The organism is Romboutsia sp. 1001713B170131_170501_G6 (assembly GCF_015668195.1).
Lineage (GTDB): Bacteria > Bacillota > Clostridia > Peptostreptococcales > Peptostreptococcaceae > Romboutsia_C.
On the sequence record NZ_JADPFC010000001.1, the window covers coordinates 890,785 to 910,371 of the forward strand.

Genomic DNA, 19,587 nt, shown 5'->3' on the forward strand with positions numbered 1-19,587 from the left:
TAATTTTCTAAGGAAAAAATATTAATTAAATAAATAAAAAATAGGGGTGAATAATATGAAGGTAACAGTAACACATTTATATGGGACAAGCAGAGAAGTAGCGGACAGAGCAAGAACTACTATAGGGCTAGGAGAAGGTCAAAAGCCAGTATCAGATGATTATATGAGAAAATTATATTTATCTGAGCATAGTCCAATAAGAACTCAACTCTATAAGATAAAATTTGAAGGAATACCATATGCTATAGGAATGCATTTTGCAAGACATAAAATAGGTGTAGAACATTTCTTTAGTACCCAAAGAACTGATAGAACAGGAATAGATAGAAGTGAAAGAAAACAAACAGATCCAGTTTTATATGAAATGGTAGCTAATCCACAAGCGATAATAACTATAAGTAGAAAAAGACTTTGTAATTGTGCGGATAAGGATACAATAAAAGCTTGGAAATTAGCTTTAGAAGAATTAAAGGAGATAAATAAACCTTTATATGATGCATGTGTATCAGATTGTGTATATAGAGGTTGGTGTATGGAGCATAAGTCTTGTAACTTCCATAAGTCAGATTTATTTAAAGAAATACTGCATAAGTATAGAATGAATATAAATAAGTAAATAAATTAAATAATGACTGAGTATGGTCAACAATAGGCGATGCTCAGTCTATAAAATGAAAATGATAACTATATGATAATAAATGGAGTTGAGTATGAAAAGAAGTGAAGCAAGTGAACAAATAACATTAATTAGATGGTGTGAACTACAAAAAGGAAAGTATCCAGAGTTAGGGTTGATATTTCATGTACCTAATGGGGGAACTAGAAATAAGTTCGAAGCAGCTAATCTAAAAAAACAAGGTGTAAAAGCAGGAGTACCTGATTTATTCTTACCAGTTCCTCGTGGTATGTACAATGGACTATTTATAGAGTTGAAGTATGGGAAAAATAAAGCTACAGAGAAACAGAAAGAATGGATTGAGAAATTAAATAAACAGGGATACTATGCAGTAGTATGTACAGGATTTGAAGAAGCTAAGAAAGTCATACAGGAATATATAAACATATAAAATAACATACGGGGTGAGATTATGGACAAGAAGAAATTATTTAGAGAAGTAGAAGGAAGATTACATAACTATAAGTACTTAGAGATGCAAATAAATAATTTAGAGTTAGATATAGAGCAAGAAAAAAATGAGTATAGAGGTTGTGGGGCTATAAGTTATGATGAAAGAACAGGGGTTACATATAATATAAGCAGATCTGTAGAGAATGAAGTAATAGCTAAAGAAAAGAGATTAGAGAAGCTAATGCAAGCTAAATTAGAAAAGAAGATAGAAAAACAGAAGATAGAAAATGCATTAACATGTTTAGATCAAAATGAAACTAATTTCTTTAATTTATTTTATAATAGTAAAAGTAAAAACAATATGAAGTATATAAGTATTAAATTACACATGGATAGAAGTCATTGTTACACTGTGAGGGAAAGGATTGTATATAAAATGATGGGAATGTTATATCCTACATATGATGATTTGCCATTATTAGGCTAAACCAACACTTTAACTACACTTTAACTACAAAATAAAGACTTTTCAAGGGGAGAAATGTGGTTTAATAGTAGTATAGAGAAAACTATTTATTCTTTAAAATGCTTAGTAATCTCTCTCCCCAATAAGATAACTAAGAAATAATATAAGCGCTCCGTTCGTGGGAGCGCTTATTACATGCACATAGAGGGTAAATGCAAGTTCAATTCTTGCCATGTGCTATAAAAATAACTATATCTATTGTTTTACTTAAAAAATACGATGTATCTTTATCTCAACGAATTTTGAACACTAAAAAAGGCTTATGACTATGACTCATAGGTCTTTTTTTATGCTAAAAATCAGAAGGTGAGATATATGGTTAAAGTATGGAAAGATGCAGGGGAAATAGCTAAGACAACTATACTAGATGAAGAATTATATAGTTATGAGAGTTTAATGAAACAGAAACCTAATTTTGATAAAACTCCAGGAGCAAAAAAAATATATCAAAGAAAAGAATATATAATTTTAAAGGCTTCGGATGGATATATAGTACATAATACTAAGAAGAAGTTTGAAAAAGGTCATAGCCATATTAGAAGCTTTCATAAGGCTAAATCAATAATAGATTTATGTGTTAGAAAAAAGTTACCTAATAAACCTACTAAATGGGAAATAGAAAGCTTGATAAGGGTAAGTAATGATAGTGGATATATAGATAAACTAAGGGCATTACAATAAAAATACAGAAAAATAAAAGGAAAACCTCGAATTAAGTAGAATTATATACTTAAAGGGAGGTGGTTATATGAGAAAAAATGAATTTGGATTTGATTTAGATGGATTATTCGATGAATTTGAAAATGAATTAGAAAAAGATGTAAAATCGCAATTTGTAGGAGAAGTAATAGAATGCGAGTGTCCTATATGTAATAGAGAAACTGAATGTAAGATATTAGAAATAGATAAAGCTATATGTTTAAATTGTAATAATGCTCTACAACTTAAATTAACAATAGAAAAATAATTTAGATGAACTCCTTATTGGGGTTCTTTTTATTTTACAAAACAAACAAATGAGGTGGTGATATGGAAGGTGTAAAAGAAAATATAAAAAAAGATTATATAGAAGGCCTGAAACAAAAGGAAATATGCGAGAAATATGATATATCTATCAACACTTTAAAGTCATGGATTAAAAGATATAAATGGGCAGAAGAAAAAAGGAATAAGGGTGCACCTATTAATAAAAAAGGTGCACCTATTAGTAATATAAAAAATGAAAAGAAATCAAGTGATAAACCTAAGTCTAGATTAACTAAAGACTCATATCCATTACAAGCAAGGCCAGGAAATAAAAACGCGGTCACTACAGGAGAATTTGAGACCATATTCTTTGATACATTAGAAGATGATGAACTTGAATTAGTAGATAATACTCCATTTGAAAAAATGAAACTATTAAAACAAGAGATACAGCTTCTTACAGTTAGAGAAAGAAGAATGTTAAAAAGAATAGATAAATTAAAGGAAGCTAATGAAGTTGTAATAGACACTGAAACTCATGGCACACAAGGAGATTCGGAAGTTAGCTTAGTAAACTATGAAAGTACTTTGAATAAGATACAAAATATAGAAGAAGCTTTAACTAGAGTACAGGATAAAAAGCAAAAGGCGATAGAATCATTACACAAGTTTGAAATAGATGAGCAGAAACTAGAATTAACTGTAATGAAACTTGAGCTTGAAATAATGAAACAAGGTGGGCAAGATGAAGAAGTTGAAGATGATGGTTTTATGGATGCTTTAAAGTCCGAAGTAGGTGATACTTGGGATGATTAAGGAGAGAATAAATAAACTTAAGGAAAAAGTATCTAAAATGAAATCTTGTAGAGGTTTAAATACAGTAAAGAAAGCTACTATAAAATTTAGTCCATTCTCAAAGAAACAAAAGAAAGTATTAACCTGGTGGTTGCCAGAAAGTCCAGTAAGTGATAAAGATGGAATTATAGCAGATGGAGCTATAAGAAGTGGTAAAACTATATCAATGTCCTTATCATACTCTATATGGGCAATGAATAATTTTAATGGTCAAAGCTTTGGTATGTGTGGTAAGACTATAGGATCATTTAGACGTAATGTTTTATTTTGGTTAAAATTGATGCTTAAGTCTAGAGGATATAAAGTTGAGGATAAAAGAGCAGATAATCTTATGGTAGTTAGTAAAGGTGATGTTACTAACTATTTTTATATTTTCGGGGGAAAAGACGAAAGATCACAAGATTTAATACAAGGTATAACATTAGCAGGATGTTTTTTTGATGAAGTTGCACTGATGCCTGAATCATTTGTTAACCAAGCTACAGGACGTTGCTCTGTTGATGGTTCTAAGTTTTGGTTTAACTGTAACCCAGACGGTCCATATCATTGGTTTAAAATTAATTGGATAGACAAACAAGAAGAAAAGAATATATTATATCTTCATTTTACTATGGATGATAATTTATCATTATCAGAAAAGATTAAACAAAGATATGCAGGTATGTACTCTGGAATATTCTATAAACGATATATTTTAGGTTTATGGGTAGTTGCGGAAGGTATTATATATTCAATGTTTGACAAAAAAAAGCATGTTGTAAAAGCTTCTGAGTATCAATACAAAGAGTATTATGTATCTTGTGACTATGGTACTCAAAATCCTACATCATTTGGATTATGGGGAAAAACTTATGATAATAAGCACATAATGATAAAAGAATATTATTATAGCGGAAGAACTACTGGAGTACAAAAGACAGATGTCGAGTATTCCAATGACCTAAAAGCATTTAAAGAAGGTTATAAAATTAAATATGTAATATTAGATCCATCAGCTTCATCATTCAAAACTCAATTAATAAAAGATGGATTTAAGGTATTACCGGCTAAGAATAGTGTACTTGATGGAATAAGATTAGTTGCAAGTTTATTAACTGAATTAAAAATATTCTTTGATGAAAGTTGTGAGGATACCTTTAAAGAATTTAGTTCTTATGTATGGGATGATGAAGCTTGTAAAAAGGGTGAAGATAAGCCAGTTAAAGAGCATGATCATAGTATGGACCAAATTAGATATTTTTGTAATACAGTAATTAAAAATAAAGGTAAATCTAAAAAAACATTAAGAAGATAGGAGGTGTTTTTATGAATGTAATGGCCGTAAATAACATTATAAATATGGAGCTACAAGGATTATTTCCAAAAGATAGATTAGAGGAAATGAATGAGATAATAAATTATTATAACTATTATGAAGGTGAAGATATTGACTGGATTAAAACAACGACTGATTATGTAGCTACAGAAAAGAAAACTAATTATATTAAGAAATTAATAGATGAAGAGGCTCGCTTTATGTTCTCTAAACCTCCATATTTTAATATTAATGTTGAAGATAATGAAGAAGTAGAGAAAAAATTAAATAAATATATAGCTAGGACACTGAAAAGAAACTTGTTTAATAATGATATTATAAAAGCTACGAAAGACTTTCTAATAGGCAAAAGGATAGCTCTTAAGTTAGTTGCTAACAAAGATACTAATAGAATAGAAATTGCTTTTATACCTTCACTAGAATTTGTATTTGTACCAAAAATAGACAATGTGAAAGAACTAGAACAAATAATATTTTACTATCAACTAGAAGAAGGTTTATCGAAAGAAGATCAAAGGTTTTGGAAGCAAAAGTATTATATGAACAAAGGATATTGTTATGTTAATGAAGCTATATATGATGGTACTGGAAAAATAGTAGAATCTATAAAAGACAATGAAAATACTAAGTTACCTTTTATACCATGTTATGTAATAATGAACGATGCATTAACTGGAGATATAAAAGGAAAATCAGATATAAAACCATTAGTAGAAAATCAAAAGGCCTATAATCAGCTTACAAGTGAAGATATAGATACAATAATAAAGGGTATGAATAGAATTATATATATGCTTAATGTGGATGATGATTCTATTATGGATGATAATGGAAAACCTAAAATATCATATAAAGCAGGAGCTGTTTGGAATTTAGAAAAGGATCCTGCTGCTGACAATGATAAAGCAGAATTAGGTACTATAGGTTCTGATTTTGGATATGACCAAAGAATAGAAAATGCATTAGATAGAGTATTAAGTGATATGTATAATAGTTTATCTATACCTAAACTTAATACAGAAGATTTAAAAGCTCTAACAAGTGCTAAAGCCATAAAGGCTATATATCAACAGTTTACATCTTGTATAGAGGAAAAAATGACTTCATGGATACCAATGCTTGAATGGATGGTAGAAGCTATTATAGAAATGTCTAAGATATATGGTATAGGTAATTTACCTAATATTGATATTGAAGATATGGAAATAACTGTACAAAATCAGTATCCATTACCAAGTGATGAATATGAAGAAATGGCTAATGATATGCAACAAGTAAATACACAAGTTATGAGTAAGAAAAAGTATATAGAGAAGTGGCAAAATGTAGCAGCAGATGTAGCCGATGAAGAATTAAAGCAGATACAACTAGAAAAACAATTATTAGAAGATAGTTTTAGTCAATTTGAAACTAATTTGGATGAGGATGATGATGGTGAATAAAGATACAAAAATATTAAGAGAAGCATCTAGTTTATTCATGGAAATGGCTTGTTTATACGAAGAGATTGCTGATTTAGAAGAAGCGGAAGATACAAAAGAAAATCAAGATAAATTAACAATGCTTATAGGTAAAATGATGCTTACAGTAAGCAGAGTTCAAGAATTAAATGTATAGTTTATGTTAAAATTTATTTGAAAGGTGATATATATGAGTAAATTCATAGAAAAAATACTTATAAAATTAATAAATAGCATAACCTATATACTTAGGAAATTTATATTTTTATTGGATAGTGATAAATAATGGCTAGCAAAGACTATTTAAGGCTATGTCAAGAAGCTCAAAGAAAGAAACTTAAGTTAGCTAAGAAGCAGGAGCAACAGATAAAGCAAATATACAATGATATGTATAAGAACTTATCTAAGAAACTTAATAAGGTTAATCCAGATAGTTTAACTAAAAGGTATTTAGAGGAGCTTCAAAGGGAATTAGCTAAAGAGATGAAGAGTATTCATAATAAAGTTGAAAAGATTGTTAAAAAGAATATAGATATATCAATAAACCTAGCTAATAATGTACAGCTAGATTTTTTTATGCAAATAAATGAACAATATAGTTTGAACATGAAAGATACTTTTTCAAGTATGTTCTCTAAGATACCTAAAGCTGCTATGGATGAAATACTATTTGGAACTTCATATAAAGACCGTAAAGGCTTATCTGAAAGGATATGGCAATATACAAAGAAGTTTGATAAAGATATTGATTATATAATTTCAGAAGGTATTGCAAATAAGAAAAGTACTTACGAAATAGCTAAAGACTTAGAAAAGTATGTTAATCCTAATGCAGCTAAAGAATTGGATTAGAAGAAAGTATACCCTAACAGTAGTAAGAAAGTAGATTATAATGCTCAAAGATTAGCTAGAACTGCTGTTAATCATGCTTTCCAACAAGCACAGAAAAGAAGTTGCGAAAAAAATCCTTATGTTGAAGGTATCAGATGGGTAAGTGCTGGTATTCATGGGCGTACTTGTCAATTATGTAAGGATAGAGATGGACAGCTATTTAAAATTAAAGATGTACCATTAGATCATCCAAACGGACTTTGCACAACTATTCCAGAAATACCTATGTCATTAGAAGAAATAGGAATGGAGCTTAGATCTTGGATAGATGGAGAATTAAATAGTAAGTTAGATAATTGGTTTAGTGAATATGGGGAGGAGTTTATTTAAATATGAAACAAATTAATTGTGATAAATGTGAAAAAGATTTTGATATTGAAGTAAAAATTGAACCTGTCATAAATGATGTTAAAAGAGTATTTTTCATTTGCCCGCATTGTGACAGTAAATACATTATATATTATCTAGATGCACAAATAGAAAAGCAGCAAGAGTATATTAGAATAATACAAAATAAAATAAGTGAAAGTGAAATCGACTCTAAAAAGCATAAAAAATTATGTAAGGAATTTAAGAAGCTTAAAAGAGAAATAGGATTAAATATGGACAAGTTAAAATTAAAATATGAAATACGAAAGTCTTAGTAATCTAAGGCTTTTTTATTGATCACATACCTAGATATATGAGGAGAAAGTCAGACTTAGTAATGCTATAACCGACCTTTTATCTTTTATCTATATTACTGCTAGATGTAAAAGAACAGGAGATATAGAAACTCTAGGACATGAAAAGTCGTAAAAATCGTAGGAGGATAGTATGAAATTAATAGAAATATTGAAAGCACAAGGTTTATCGGATGAACAGATAAACAAAATAACTGCATCTATGAAGGAAAATAAAGTTTATGAAACTTCATTAGAAAATATAGATGAAAGATACTCTAAGTTGAAAACTCAAAAGGATGATTTAATAGGTCAGCTAAATACTGCTAATACAACTATTGAGGACTTAAAAAAGAATAACAAAGACAATGAAACTTTACAACAAACTATTAAAGATCATGAGATTACAATAGAGACTCTGAAAAAAGATAGTGAGGCTAAGATAAGAAACTTAACTCTAAATAATGCAATCAACTCTAAGCTAGCAAAGGTTGATGATAGATATAAGAAGCTTCTTGAAACACAATTTGATAGAGAAAAATTAACTATCAAAGAAGATGGTACCATTGAAGGTCTAGACGAACAGTTTAAAACTTTATCTGAAACTTACTCAGAATGGTTTGAAGAATCAACACCAAGTAACTCAGGTGGATTAGGTAACTTTAATCGTAATCCTGGTGGAAAAGGTGAAGCAACAGAAAGCTTAGGAGAAAGATTAGCTAAGCAATCAACAGAAATAAACTCAAATTATGATTATTTTGGAGGTAGTAAATAATGGGAAAAATAAGAGTTACTGAATACTCAAATAGGAAAGAAATATTAAAGTACGATCATTTTGTAGCTGAGGCGATAGTATTAACACAAGCTAATTCAACTACGGTAGATGGTAAAAAAATAGTTAAAGCAGGAACTATATTGCCTGAAAATGGAGCAACTGCTAAAGGTGTTGTTTTATATGATGTAGATGTTACTGATGGAGATGCAACAGGTTCTTTAGTTATACATGGATTTATAGATAAAACTAAGTTACCAGCTCAACCAGATCAAGCAGCTATAACAGCTTTACAAATGATAAAATTTATATAATTTAGGAGGACGTTTAATATGAAGACAATATACGATATAGTAAAGGCAAAAGAAATAGGTGCCTATTATAATACAATGCAAAAAGAGAGAGCACCATATATAGGAGAAACATTATTCCCGGTAAAGAAAAAATTAGGGTTAGATCTAAAGTGGATAAAAGGGTCTAAGGGCATACCTGTAGCTTTAAAATCAAGTGGATTTGATGCTAAGGCAGAATTAAGAGATAGAATAGGATTTGCAGATGTACAAACTGAAATGCCTTTCTTTAAAGAAGCCATGCTAGTAAAAGAGAGTGATAGGCAAGAATTGAATAAATTATTAGGTAATCCAGCCAATCAACCTTATGTAGACTTAATAACTAAAAATATCTTTGATGATACTACAACTTTATTAGAAGGAGCAGAAGTTCAACTTGAAAGAATGAGGATGCAGTTATTAAGCGAAGGTAAAATCGCTATAATGGCAAAAGGTGTAGATGGAGTAGATAAGCCATTGGATTATGACTACAACTTAGATGTTTCTCAAAAAGTATCTACTGATTGGTCTTTAGTTGATGCAGATATAATAGGAGACATAGAAAAATGGTTAAATGATGCAGAAGACAGAACTGGTTCAAGACCAACTAGAGCAATATGTACATCTAAGACATTTGGATATATAGTTAAAAATACAGGGATAATAAATGCAATAAAAGGTATAAATACAGGTGTTGCTATAACTAAAGAGAAAGTTAAAAGGTTTATAGAAGAAGAGTTAAATATATCTATAGCTATAAATTCTAAAAAGTATAAATCTGAAGCTGGTGTAGTTACAAATTACTTTAAAGATGATGTATTTACATTATTACCAGCTGGTGATTTAGGAGGTACTTGGTTAGGTACAACTCCTGAAGAATCTGACTTAATGAGTGGAGCTACTGATGCAGAAGTTCAAATTGTTAAGCAAGGTATAGCTATAACAACTACTAAGCAAACTGACCCTGTGAATGTAAATACTAAAGTATCTATGATAGCTTTACCAAGCTTCGAAAGAGCTGATGAAATAGTTATAGCTACAGTTAAACCCTAATCAAACCCTAAACATAGATTTAGGGGAGCAAAACATAGACCTAGAAGATTTAACAGTAGCTGAATTAAGGAATATAGCTAAAGAAAAAGGGATAGAAGGTTATTCTTCTATGAAAAAAGTTAATTTAATAAAATCTTTAAAGTAGGTGTTATATGGGAGAAATTCAAGAACTTAAAATTAGATTGAGGGAGGAAAGTTCTCCCTTTTTTACTGATGAAGATTTAGCTTATTATTTAAAACAAAATAATAATGACTTAGATAAAACTACTTATGAATGTCTATTACTAAAATCTGAAGATGATAGTATAGTATTGCCAGGCGGATTGCAATTAGCGAATAACAGTAAATACTGGCTTAGACTAGCTAAGCAATATAAACCTAAAAAAAGGAGCATTATATTATGATAGCAAATAAAATAAAGCCTAAAGTTAAGAAGGTAATAGATAAATTTCCAACTTGTGTTGATATTTATAGAGATATTAAAAATGAGTTTGGAGAGCCTGGAGGAAAAGACCTTATATGCTCTGTAAAAGGCTTTTACCATGAAGGGAACAATATGATAAATGCTATTACTACTGATAAAGGTGAAGTTAAAAGAAATAAACAAAAATTTTTAATGCTTATCTATGATGAGGAAACTATTAAGATAGAAGAAAATGATTATTTCTTGCTTGATGATCTTAAGTATAAAATAAAAGACTTAGGAAATCAAAATAGATTAAATATTTACTTTGATATGCTCCTGGAGGAATGTTAATGAGTTTTAAATTTAATGCTAGTGGACTTATGAAAGGTCTAGCAGAAAGAGAAATTAAAACTAAAGCAGCAGTTGGTTTATATGCAGATAGTGTAGCTAAGAAAATGGAAGCTCATGCAAAGACTAATTATAAATGGACACCTCGAAGCGGTCAGGCTCACCAAACTCTTAATGGGATTTGGAAATGGCATGGTAGTGTAGCTAGAGTAGAGTTGAGTCATGGTGCTAGTTATGGTGTATACCTTGAATTTTGTAATGAAAAACGGTATGCAATAGTTAAGCCAACTATTGATTTAATAAGTCCTCAAGCAATAAGAGGATTAGCAAATATATTAAAATAAGGTGATATTATGTTTGCAGAATTGTATACATATTTAAAAGAAAAAGGATTTGATGTATATTCTATTGGTCAACACCAAGGAACATGCTCAAGTCCTTATTTAGTTATAAAAGAAAATGGAGAAAGTGATATAGCTGGAACATCTTACATTAATGATGTAGTTGAAATATTAGTTTATTATCCTATGGGTAGTTATAGCTTAATGGGTAGTTATACAGATGAGCTAAAAAGAGAAATGCGATACTTTAAAAAGGTAAATAGAGTTATAGATCCTATGCCTACTATTATTGATGATGATAAAAAAGCATATATGACTTCTTATACTTATAGAAAAATAAAAATGAAAGAAGGTAGATTAAATGGCTAATGAATTTACACAATTACCATTAACGGATGTTGTATTAGTACAATTAGTAACTAAAGAACAACCTCCAAAGACTTTATCGTTTCAAACTTCAGATGAAATAAAAACAGAAGAAGTTATTAAAGAAGGTGAAGCAAAAGAACTAATAATAAAAAATCAATTAATAGCTAAAAAGGAAGTTCCCGATTTAATGTTAGGATATGATTTAACATTTAAAGATAATGTTATGTCACCAGAAGTTATGCAAGTGGCACAAGGTGGAACAATAGAATATGATCCAGAAACAAGAAAGTTCAAAAAGTACGAACCTCCAGCAATAGGTACAAAACCTAATTTAACTGCTTTTGATACTATAGTATATTCTGAAATAGTTGGAGATGATGGAGCAACAGGTGAATATGCTAAATTTACATTCCCTAACTGTAAAGGTGGAAATGTACCTGTAAACCTAAAGGATGGAGAATATTATTCTAACGAATACAAGGTTAAGTCTAGACCAGCTATAGGTCAAAAACCATATACTTTAGAAATAGTTGATGTATTACCAAGTGGAGTAAGAGCATTTGGTTATGATTTTTATGAAGAAGTTGAGCCATTAAAAACAGAAAAAAAGAAGTAGTTCATAAGGATAGAGATTAGATTCTCTATCTTTTTTATTTTAAGGAGGAATTAATATGCAAGTAACAAGTTTAGAAGAATTAAAACAGATAGCTAAGAAAGCAAACGGTGAAGTTATAGAAATACCTGGATTTGATGATATGTCTGTATTAAATGTAAAGGTAAAAAGAGTATCATTAACTGATTTAGTACAATGTGATGTATTGCCTAATATTCTTTTATTAGAGATTCAAAAGATACTTGATAAGAAACAAAAAGGTCATGAAATGAAAGGTAAGGAGTATGAAAGGGCTGTTAAAAATTTAGAGCAATTTACAGAAATAGTTTACAAACAAGCTTTAATAGAGCCTAGTGTTGGTGATTTTGAATCAGTTGGTTTAGAGTTAAATAAAGTTCAGAAATCAATGATTGCAGAGTATGCAATAGGAGATACAAGTAGGTTAGAACGATTTCGTGCGTTCAGAGAAAGTCTTAAGAATAATAGCACAAGCAAAGAATTATAATAAACTCCCTAGTGAGATTCTAGGAATTACAAATACATATACAGCTTTTTGTTTTAACGAAGCATGCTTGCATATTCAATTAGCTCTAGAAGATAAAGATACAGTTATATTTGATGAAAAAAGACTTAAAGAAGATGGAACAAGAAGGACTTTCCTAGACATGGCTCTAGAGAAAGGAGGAAATCTATGAGTATAAATGCAGGTACTGCAATGGGGTATTTGGACTTAGATATAAAAGGATTTCAAAGTGGAATAAAAACAGCTACCCAACAGCTAGATATATTTAATAATAATACTGTTACTAGCGGTCAGAAAATGGAAGCCTTGGGCGGTGCTATGAAAAGTGCAGGAGCTAATCTTACTAAGTTTGTTTCAGTACCTCTACTTGGAGTAGGAGCTTTATCTATAAAGACTGCTGGAGATTTTCAAGCTGGAATGAGTAAAGTACAAGCTATAAGTGGTGCAACTAGTGAAGATATGAAAAAGCTTGAAAATATGGCTAAAGATATGGGAGCTACTACAAAGTTTAGTGCGAGAGATGCAGCAGATGCTTTAAGTTATATGGGAATGGCTGGTTGGAAAACAAAAGATATGATGAACGGTCTTCCAGGTATACTTGATTTAGCAGCTGCAGGAGGAACAGATCTAGCTTTAACATCCGACATCGTAACCGATGGACTTACAGGATTAGGACTTACTGCAAAAGATACAGGTATGTTTGTTGATATAATGGCAGCTACTTGCGTAAACTCAAATACTAGTGTTGAGCTTATGGGAGAAACGTTAAAGTATGTTGGACCAGTTGCAGGAACCTTAGGTATAGAAATGGATGATTTATCTGTAGCTATAGGGCTTATGGGGAATGCTGGAATAAAGGGTGGACAAGCAGGAACAGCATTAAGAGCTGGACTCGCTAACTTAGTAAAACCCACTAAAGAAATGCAAGTTGCTATGAACAAGTATGGGGTAGAACTTGTTAAAAATTCTGATGGCTCAGTAGACCTTATGGGCACTATGGAGAATCTTAGAAGTACACTAGGAGGATTAGATCAAGCGACACAAGCACAAGCATTAGCAACTATATTTGGTAAAGAAGCGATGTCAGGTTGGGCAGCTATTGTAAATGCAAGTGAAGGTGATTTTGATAAACTTACAGAGGCTATAGCAAACTCAGAAGGTAAGGCCAAAGATATGGCAACTACTATGCAAGATAACCTAAAAGGAGCTATAGATAATTTAAAATCTGCTTTTGAAGGTGCTTGTATTGTTATCGGTGAAAGATTAATACCTATATTTCAAGGTGTAGTAGAGTGGTTAACAAATGCTCTTACATGGTTTAATAACTTAGATGAAGGAACTCAAACACTTATTATATCTATTGGTGGATTAGTTGCTGCTATTGGTCCGATGTTAATGATAGGAGGAACTCTCCTTACAATGTTACCAAATATGGTAACTGGATTTGGCATGGCTAAAACGGCCACATTAGCATTGACAGGAGCTATAACTGCTACACCGATAGCAATAGGAGCATTGGTTGCAGCTGCAGTTGGGTTGATAGCTGTTATAGGTGATAATGCAAATGCTCTAAACTTCTTACAAGAGAAATTTGGTGTATTTGGAACTATTTTAGGCGCTATATGTGAGTTTATAGCAGGAGTTGTTCAGTTGACATTTGGAAACATGATTATAATAATAACTACTGCAGCAGAAGCTATAGGAGCTATATTAACAGGTAAGTTTAGCAAAGTAGATGATATAGTCAAAGAAGGATGGGCCAAAGTTGAAAATAATACTGCAAAAGCTATGAGTAATATAGTAGCAGAAACATCAAGTGCCTTAGAACTAATTAAGGCTTCAACTCAACAAGATTTACAGGGAGTAGTTAATACTTTTGATTTAGCTATGCAAGAATTACCTAATCTTACAAGAGATAATGCTAGTCAAGTAGCTAAAATCTTTACAGAGAACATGCAAAACTTAGATGAACAATCTCTTACAATTTTAAGAGGTACATCTGATAGTATGGCAGTGTTATTTGAAGGAATAACTACAAAGATGGATAATGAGCAAGCTACTAAAAAGTTTACAGCTAACTTAGAAAGTATGGCTACTGGCGGTAAATTTAGCGCAGATACACTTCAACAAGATATAGATAAAGCCTTAAAATTAATAAATGAAAACATGCTAATTGAAGGTGAAGCATTTAAACAAACTGCTACAAATGTATTTAATCAGTTTAAAACTATAGGACAACAAGGTGCTAGTGAAATGGCTGATAATGTAGTAGCTGAATTAAAAGGTATGGACCAGGAAACTTTTACTCAATTAACTAGCATGGGAACAACATGGAGCGGTATATTTAGTGGTATAAGTTTAGACGGATCAATGAATACACAACAAATGAAAGATGCTATATTAAATAATTTTAATAGTATGGGTATCGATGGATCTACACTTATAAATCAACTTAGAAGTGAAAGTACTAATCATATGAATAGTATGTCTAATGAGGCTGATAAAGCTACTAAAGATATGAGTTCTAAAGTTGATGCTAATACTAAAAGTGCTAAAGATAAAGCATCTAAGAATACAAAAGACTTAGCTACTGATGTAGATAAGAATACAAAAGATGCAAAAGATAAGGCAAATACAAATACTAAAGGAATAGCAACAGATACAGACACAAATACGAAAAAAGCTGCTTCTAGTGCAAGTAAGAACACTGCGGAAGGTGCTAAATCTGTAGAACAAAACATGTCTAAAATGTCCAAAGATGCTAAGGCTAATACTTCTAAGGTTGCAACGGATACAGATGCTGACTTTAAAAAAGCTAATAGAAGTATTCAACAAGAAGCTACTAATATGTATAATGGTGCAAAACAGTCATTTACTAAGCTTGCAGAAGTAGCAAAACAGTCTGGAACTGATATGTATAATGGTGTAAGAGTTTCTGCTGAAAAGATGTCTAGCAGTGCAAAAACAAGTGCTAGCAATATGTATAGGGGTGTTACAACTAGTACGAGATTAATGGCTGACAATGCAATATCTGACTGGAATAGAATTAGAAATGCTTATTCAGTGCCAATAACAGGAAAAATAAATATAACAAAAACTACAACAGAGGTTAAAGTACAAAAAGAAGCTCCTGCTTCATTAAGCAAAGGTATACTTAATAAAGATATTTATAAAAGAGCTATGCTAGCTAATGATAATCTAAATACAGCTTTTTATAGTGGGCAAGTAGCAAATGAAACTACTGTAAGTTCAATAAAGAAAGAAATAATATTAAAGTTTAAAGATAATAGTAAGTCTAGAAAAAAAGAAACAAGAAATGAGGAAAAGAAAATAACTATAAATAATACATATAATAGTCCTAAGCCTGTAAGTATAAGGGAATTAAAGAAACAAGATGAAATACAAATGAGAAGGTTAGCTATGCAATTAGGTTTTTAGAAAGGAGGTACAGAATGATAAATAAAATAGAATATGAAAATGAAAGAGGATTATCTATTGTATTAAATCGTGATGGCCCTCTTTTTTTATTTTCTGTAAAAGGTTTTGATGGACTAGAAGCTGATATAGTTAGCTCTAAAAGCGCTTATCAAGATGGTATAAGTATATATAAGACTATATTGAAAGATAGAGTATTAACCCTTAATTGTTACTTAGAGGTTGATAATGAACAACAAAGATATATATTGAAAAGAAAATTATACAATGCTTTCAATCCTAAGTTGAAAGGACATATGAAAATATATACAGACTCTAATCAACTAATAGGTGCAAGTAACTTAAGAGTTATTCAAGCTCCTATATTTGATGATGACTATGAATCCTTGAATGAACTTGTAGGTTTTCAAATTCAGTTATCTATGCCATTACCTTACTTCGAGGATATAAATGAAAATAGAGTAGATTTTGGGAATGATATAGGAAACTTCTTTTTTGATTTAGAAATAGAAGAAGAAGGAAAAGAATTATCTATAAAAAATAACTCTATAGTAACTAATATAACTAATATTGGGGACGCAGAAACTCCTATAAAAGTTGTATTTAAAGCTAAAGCAGAGTTGAAAAATCCTAGTATATACAATGTTTACACTAAAGAATATATTAAGATTAATCACACAATGCAAGAAGGTGAAGAGATAACAGTAACTACACATAAAGGCAATAAAAGAGTTGAGAGTTATCTAAATGGTGTAACTACAAATATATTTAATAATTTAGATTTAGGTAGTAGTTTTATATGGTTAGATGTAGGTGATAATGTTATAAGGTATGATGCCGAAACTATGATAGAACAATTAGAAGTGTATATATATTACACAAACTATTACTTGGGAGTTTAAATATATGGAGCTATATGTATTAGACTCAGACTTTACAGTACTAGGAACAATAGATAATTATGATTGTTTAGTATGGCAACGTAATTATTATAAACCTGGTACTTTTTCTATGCAAATAATACCTAATTTTCACCAGTTCCAACTCTTAAAAAAGGGAAATATACTTCTTAAAAATGATAATACAAAAGAAGCTATGTATATAGATCATAGAGAACTTGAAGAAAATGAAGATGGTATAGAAGTATTAGTAGTACAAGGATACTCTTTAGCTAAATGGATAGATAGAAGAATAACTTTATATAAAGAGTTAGAAAAAGGAAATACAGAAACTGTTATAAGGAATTATGTTAATAGACACTGTATGAATCCAACAGAAGTTAATAGAAAGATAGATAACCTTATTCAAGGAACTAATAATAATTTAGGACCTATAATAGACTATATGAGCCATTACAAACCATTACTTGAAGAATTAGAAAGTATATCTAAAGCTAATGAGTTAGGTTATAGAATTGATTTGGATTTAGAAAATAAGAAATACATATTTGAAGTTTACCAAGGACTAGACAGAACTATTAATCAAGAAATAAATTCAAAAGCTATATTTAGTACAGAATTTGAAAATGTATCTAATCAAAAGTATGTAGATAGTGACAATAACTATAGAAATATGGTTTTAGTTGCAGGAGCTGGAGAAAATGAAAATAGAAAAACTTTATCTTTAGGAGCTTCTAATAGTGGGCTTAATAGATATGAGTTATTTGTTGATGCTAGAGATATATCTGATACTAAACAAGAAGGCGATAATGAAGTTAGCATACCTTTATCGGAGTATAACAAACTTTTAGAAGCTAGGGGAAAAGAAAAACTTAGTGGATGCACTAGAATAGAAACTTTTGATTGTACATTAGACAATGCTAATAATCTTAAATATAGAGAAGACTTTGATTTAGGGGATAAAGTTAGCATTATAAATAAAAAATGGGGACTAGTATTACATGAAAGAATTGTAGGTATAGAAGAAACTTATGATACAGAGGGATTAAATATAGAAATAAAAATAGGTAGTAATATACTAACCTTAATAGATAAAATAAAGCAAAGAATGAGGTGATAGTATGGCAGAAAAATCTAGTTTTTTTACATCTCTAAATGGTGATAGAAAATATAAAAGTACTGATTTTGCAGAGTACTTTAGCACATTTATAGGCAATGGTGTTTTTCCTAATCCAAGTACTAATTTACAAGTAATAGCTAATGGAGATATGACAGTAACTTTACTACCTGGTCCAGCTTGGATAAATGGATATATGTATTATAATACAGATAATTTAATACTAACAGTAGAACATGCAGATAGTGCATTAAAAAGGATTGATAGAGTTGTATTAAGATGTGATTTTATAGAAAGAGAAATAAAGGCTTATATTAAAAAAGGTGTATTCTCTACCAAGCCTGTGGCACCTAATTTAGAACGTGGAGTCAATGCTTATGAAATAAGTGTTTCTGATATATTAGTTGAAAATGGAATTATATCTATACAGCAAAGTAAAATAACGGACACGAGACTAGATAGCTCAATCTGCGGAGTAGTAACACAAACAGTAGAAACTATTGATACAACAACATTGTTTAATAAGTTAGAAGCATATATAGATGAAGTTGGTCAAGATGTAAAAGGTTGGATGGATAAGGCTACATCACAGTGGGAATTAGATTTTAATACCTGGTTTAATACTATAAAAGGAATATTAGATGGAGATGTAGCAGGAAACTTAGCTAATAGAATACTAGAGTTAGAAAATAAAGTTGGAAATGGATTAACTGCTGACAATATATTGATGTCAGATGGTTCTACAGTTGAAACAAGTATTTTAAATAAAGTAAACATAGTAGTTACACAAGATAAAAATATAATTAGAAAAGATAAGACATTCTATTTTATAGTAACGGATGAACAAAGCACAGGCGGTTCTAATGTAAGTGGAGATATAAAAGTAAGTCCTAATATGGGTATAAAAATAGTTTAATTTAGGAGGGTTATATTATGGGATTTAAAAAAGTTAGAGTACAACTGTTGAATGAAGAAACAGGAGCAGTTATAGAGGAAGTTGATGTTGTTACTTCAGCAGATGCAGTCACATTCGCTGACGGAGAAACATTCCAACAAAAGCTAAATGCTGGTAAATTAACAGGACCAAAAGGTGCAACAGGAGAAAGAGGTCCTGCGGGAACAGTTGGACCACAAGGTCCACAAGGAGAAAGAGGTATTCAAGGAGCAACTGGTTCTCAAGGTCCAGCAGGTCCACAAGGACCAAAAGGGGATAAAGGTGATGCAGGTTCTCAAGGAGCAAAAGGGAATACAGGTACATCAATGAGATTTAAAGGTGCTTGGAGTTCCTCTGTCGCATATGTTTGTGATTCTAATTATGTAGATATAGTAACAAGTGGTGGGAATACTTATAGATGTAAAACTTCTAATACAAATCAAGCAGTAACGAATACTACTTATTGGGAATTAATATCACAAAGAGGAAGTGACGGAGCAAAAGGTGCAACAGGAGAAAGGGGGCCAGCAGGTGTACAAGGTCCTAAAGGAGATACAGGTTTACAAGGCCCTAAGGGAGACAAAGGAGATAGAGGGCCACAAGGACCAGCAGGACAAGATGGTGCTGGTGTAAGTATTGGTACAAGTTTAGGTTCGGCTACTCAAGGTAAATTATTTTTTAAAATAATAGGATAGGAGGTGCTA

General features: G+C 30.6%; 27 protein-coding genes and 1 pseudogene. All 28 read left to right on the forward strand.

The window, feature by feature from the left end; all coding sequences use genetic code 11:
• Positions 1-55 precede the first annotated feature (55 nt).
• A complete protein-coding gene (locus I4U89_RS04445) occupies positions 56-616 on the forward strand; it encodes a thymidylate synthase ThyX (protein ID WP_195938709.1) in 561 nt (186 codons plus the stop codon).
• A 94-nt stretch (positions 617-710) separates the two neighbouring features.
• A complete protein-coding gene (locus tag I4U89_RS04450; RefSeq protein WP_243279135.1) occupies positions 711-1,067 on the forward strand; it encodes a VRR-NUC domain-containing protein in 357 nt (118 codons plus the stop codon).
• Between the two features lie 21 nt (positions 1,068-1,088).
• Entirely contained in the window at positions 1,089-1,556 is a 468-nt protein-coding gene (locus I4U89_RS04455; protein WP_195938713.1) for a hypothetical protein, read from the forward strand.
• Positions 1,557-1,910: 354 nt separating this feature from the next.
• Positions 1,911-2,276, forward strand: coding sequence for a hypothetical protein (locus I4U89_RS04460; protein WP_195938716.1), 366 nt, complete (start codon positions 1,911-1,913; stop codon positions 2,274-2,276).
• Between the two features lie 67 nt (positions 2,277-2,343).
• Complete coding sequence (locus I4U89_RS04465) at positions 2,344-2,562, forward strand: hypothetical protein (RefSeq protein WP_195938718.1); 219 nt, start codon at positions 2,344-2,346, stop codon at positions 2,560-2,562.
• Between the two features lie 62 nt (positions 2,563-2,624).
• Positions 2,625-3,377 carry a phage terminase small subunit gene (terS, locus tag I4U89_RS04470; protein ID WP_195938720.1) on the forward strand — a complete coding sequence of 251 codons (753 nt, stop codon included), beginning with the start codon at positions 2,625-2,627 and terminating at the stop codon, positions 3,375-3,377.
• Positions 3,370-4,710 (forward strand): PBSX family phage terminase large subunit, encoded by a 1,341-nt coding sequence (locus tag I4U89_RS04475; protein WP_330615523.1) that lies wholly within the window; start codon positions 3,370-3,372, stop codon positions 4,708-4,710. The genes terS and I4U89_RS04475 overlap by 8 nt, the downstream gene beginning before the upstream one ends.
• Before the next feature lie 11 nt (positions 4,711-4,721).
• The gene (locus I4U89_RS04480) at positions 4,722-6,173 is read left to right on the forward strand and encodes a phage portal protein (protein WP_195938722.1); all 1,452 of its coding nucleotides are present in this window, start codon (positions 4,722-4,724) and stop codon (positions 6,171-6,173) included.
• Positions 6,166-6,348 carry a hypothetical protein gene (locus I4U89_RS04485; protein ID WP_195938724.1) on the forward strand — a complete coding sequence of 61 codons (183 nt, stop codon included), beginning with the start codon at positions 6,166-6,168 and terminating at the stop codon, positions 6,346-6,348. The genes I4U89_RS04480 and I4U89_RS04485 overlap by 8 nt, the downstream gene beginning before the upstream one ends.
• A gap of 128 nt (positions 6,349-6,476) precedes the next feature.
• Positions 6,477-7,043 (forward strand): hypothetical protein, encoded by a 567-nt coding sequence (locus tag I4U89_RS04490; RefSeq protein ID WP_195938725.1) that lies wholly within the window; start codon positions 6,477-6,479, stop codon positions 7,041-7,043.
• A 51-nt stretch (positions 7,044-7,094) separates the two neighbouring features.
• Positions 7,095-7,262: pseudogene (locus tag I4U89_RS16015) on the forward strand (hypothetical protein); the annotation flags it as partial.
• Between the two features lie 152 nt (positions 7,263-7,414).
• Complete coding sequence (locus tag I4U89_RS04495; RefSeq protein WP_195938727.1) at positions 7,415-7,726, forward strand: hypothetical protein; 312 nt, start codon at positions 7,415-7,417, stop codon at positions 7,724-7,726.
• 172 nt (positions 7,727-7,898) lie between these two features.
• Positions 7,899-8,519: a phage scaffolding protein gene (locus I4U89_RS04500; RefSeq protein WP_195938729.1), complete on the forward strand. Its 621-nt coding sequence runs from the start codon at positions 7,899-7,901 to the stop codon at positions 8,517-8,519.
• A complete protein-coding gene (locus tag I4U89_RS04505) occupies positions 8,519-8,830 on the forward strand; it encodes a hypothetical protein (protein ID WP_195938731.1) in 312 nt (103 codons plus the stop codon). The genes I4U89_RS04500 and I4U89_RS04505 overlap by 1 nt, the downstream gene beginning before the upstream one ends.
• Before the next feature lie 18 nt (positions 8,831-8,848).
• Complete coding sequence (locus I4U89_RS04510) at positions 8,849-9,898, forward strand: major capsid protein (protein ID WP_195938733.1); 1,050 nt, start codon at positions 8,849-8,851, stop codon at positions 9,896-9,898.
• Positions 9,899-9,932: 34 nt separating this feature from the next.
• On the forward strand, positions 9,933-10,043 hold the full coding sequence (locus I4U89_RS15975; RefSeq protein ID WP_334298960.1) for a Rho termination factor N-terminal domain-containing protein: 111 nt from the start codon (positions 9,933-9,935) through the stop codon (positions 10,041-10,043).
• A 7-nt stretch (positions 10,044-10,050) separates the two neighbouring features.
• Positions 10,051-10,302 (forward strand): hypothetical protein, encoded by a 252-nt coding sequence (locus I4U89_RS04520; RefSeq protein ID WP_195938735.1) that lies wholly within the window; start codon positions 10,051-10,053, stop codon positions 10,300-10,302.
• The gene (locus I4U89_RS04525; RefSeq protein ID WP_195938737.1) at positions 10,299-10,655 is read left to right on the forward strand and encodes a hypothetical protein; all 357 of its coding nucleotides are present in this window, start codon (positions 10,299-10,301) and stop codon (positions 10,653-10,655) included. The genes I4U89_RS04520 and I4U89_RS04525 overlap by 4 nt, the downstream gene beginning before the upstream one ends.
• A complete protein-coding gene (locus I4U89_RS04530; protein WP_195938739.1) occupies positions 10,655-10,996 on the forward strand; it encodes a hypothetical protein in 342 nt (113 codons plus the stop codon). Before I4U89_RS04525 ends, I4U89_RS04530 begins: the two co-directional genes overlap by 1 nt.
• A 9-nt stretch (positions 10,997-11,005) precedes the next feature.
• The gene (locus I4U89_RS04535; RefSeq protein ID WP_195938741.1) at positions 11,006-11,362 is read left to right on the forward strand and encodes a hypothetical protein; all 357 of its coding nucleotides are present in this window, start codon (positions 11,006-11,008) and stop codon (positions 11,360-11,362) included.
• Positions 11,355-11,978 carry a hypothetical protein gene (locus I4U89_RS04540; protein WP_195938743.1) on the forward strand — a complete coding sequence of 208 codons (624 nt, stop codon included), beginning with the start codon at positions 11,355-11,357 and terminating at the stop codon, positions 11,976-11,978. The genes I4U89_RS04535 and I4U89_RS04540 overlap by 8 nt, the downstream gene beginning before the upstream one ends.
• A gap of 55 nt (positions 11,979-12,033) precedes the next feature.
• Positions 12,034-12,480: a hypothetical protein gene (locus tag I4U89_RS04545; protein WP_195938745.1), complete on the forward strand. Its 447-nt coding sequence runs from the start codon at positions 12,034-12,036 to the stop codon at positions 12,478-12,480.
• A 67-nt stretch (positions 12,481-12,547) separates the two neighbouring features.
• Positions 12,548-12,670, forward strand: a complete 123-nt coding sequence (locus tag I4U89_RS15810) for a hypothetical protein (RefSeq protein WP_279311297.1) — start codon at positions 12,548-12,550, stop codon at positions 12,668-12,670.
• On the forward strand, positions 12,667-15,936 hold the full coding sequence (locus tag I4U89_RS04550; RefSeq protein WP_195938747.1) for a phage tail tape measure protein: 3,270 nt from the start codon (positions 12,667-12,669) through the stop codon (positions 15,934-15,936). The genes I4U89_RS15810 and I4U89_RS04550 overlap by 4 nt, the downstream gene beginning before the upstream one ends.
• A 14-nt stretch (positions 15,937-15,950) precedes the next feature.
• Positions 15,951-16,835 (forward strand): phage tail family protein, encoded by an 885-nt coding sequence (locus I4U89_RS04555; RefSeq protein WP_195938749.1) that lies wholly within the window; start codon positions 15,951-15,953, stop codon positions 16,833-16,835.
• 4 nt (positions 16,836-16,839) lie between these two features.
• On the forward strand, positions 16,840-17,949 hold the full coding sequence (locus I4U89_RS04560; RefSeq protein WP_195938751.1) for a siphovirus ReqiPepy6 Gp37-like family protein: 1,110 nt from the start codon (positions 16,840-16,842) through the stop codon (positions 17,947-17,949).
• A gap of 4 nt (positions 17,950-17,953) precedes the next feature.
• Positions 17,954-18,865 (forward strand): hypothetical protein, encoded by a 912-nt coding sequence (locus tag I4U89_RS04565; protein ID WP_195938753.1) that lies wholly within the window; start codon positions 17,954-17,956, stop codon positions 18,863-18,865.
• 17 nt (positions 18,866-18,882) lie between these two features.
• Complete coding sequence (locus tag I4U89_RS04570) at positions 18,883-19,578, forward strand: hypothetical protein (RefSeq protein WP_195938755.1); 696 nt, start codon at positions 18,883-18,885, stop codon at positions 19,576-19,578.
• Positions 19,579-19,587 lie beyond the last annotated feature (9 nt).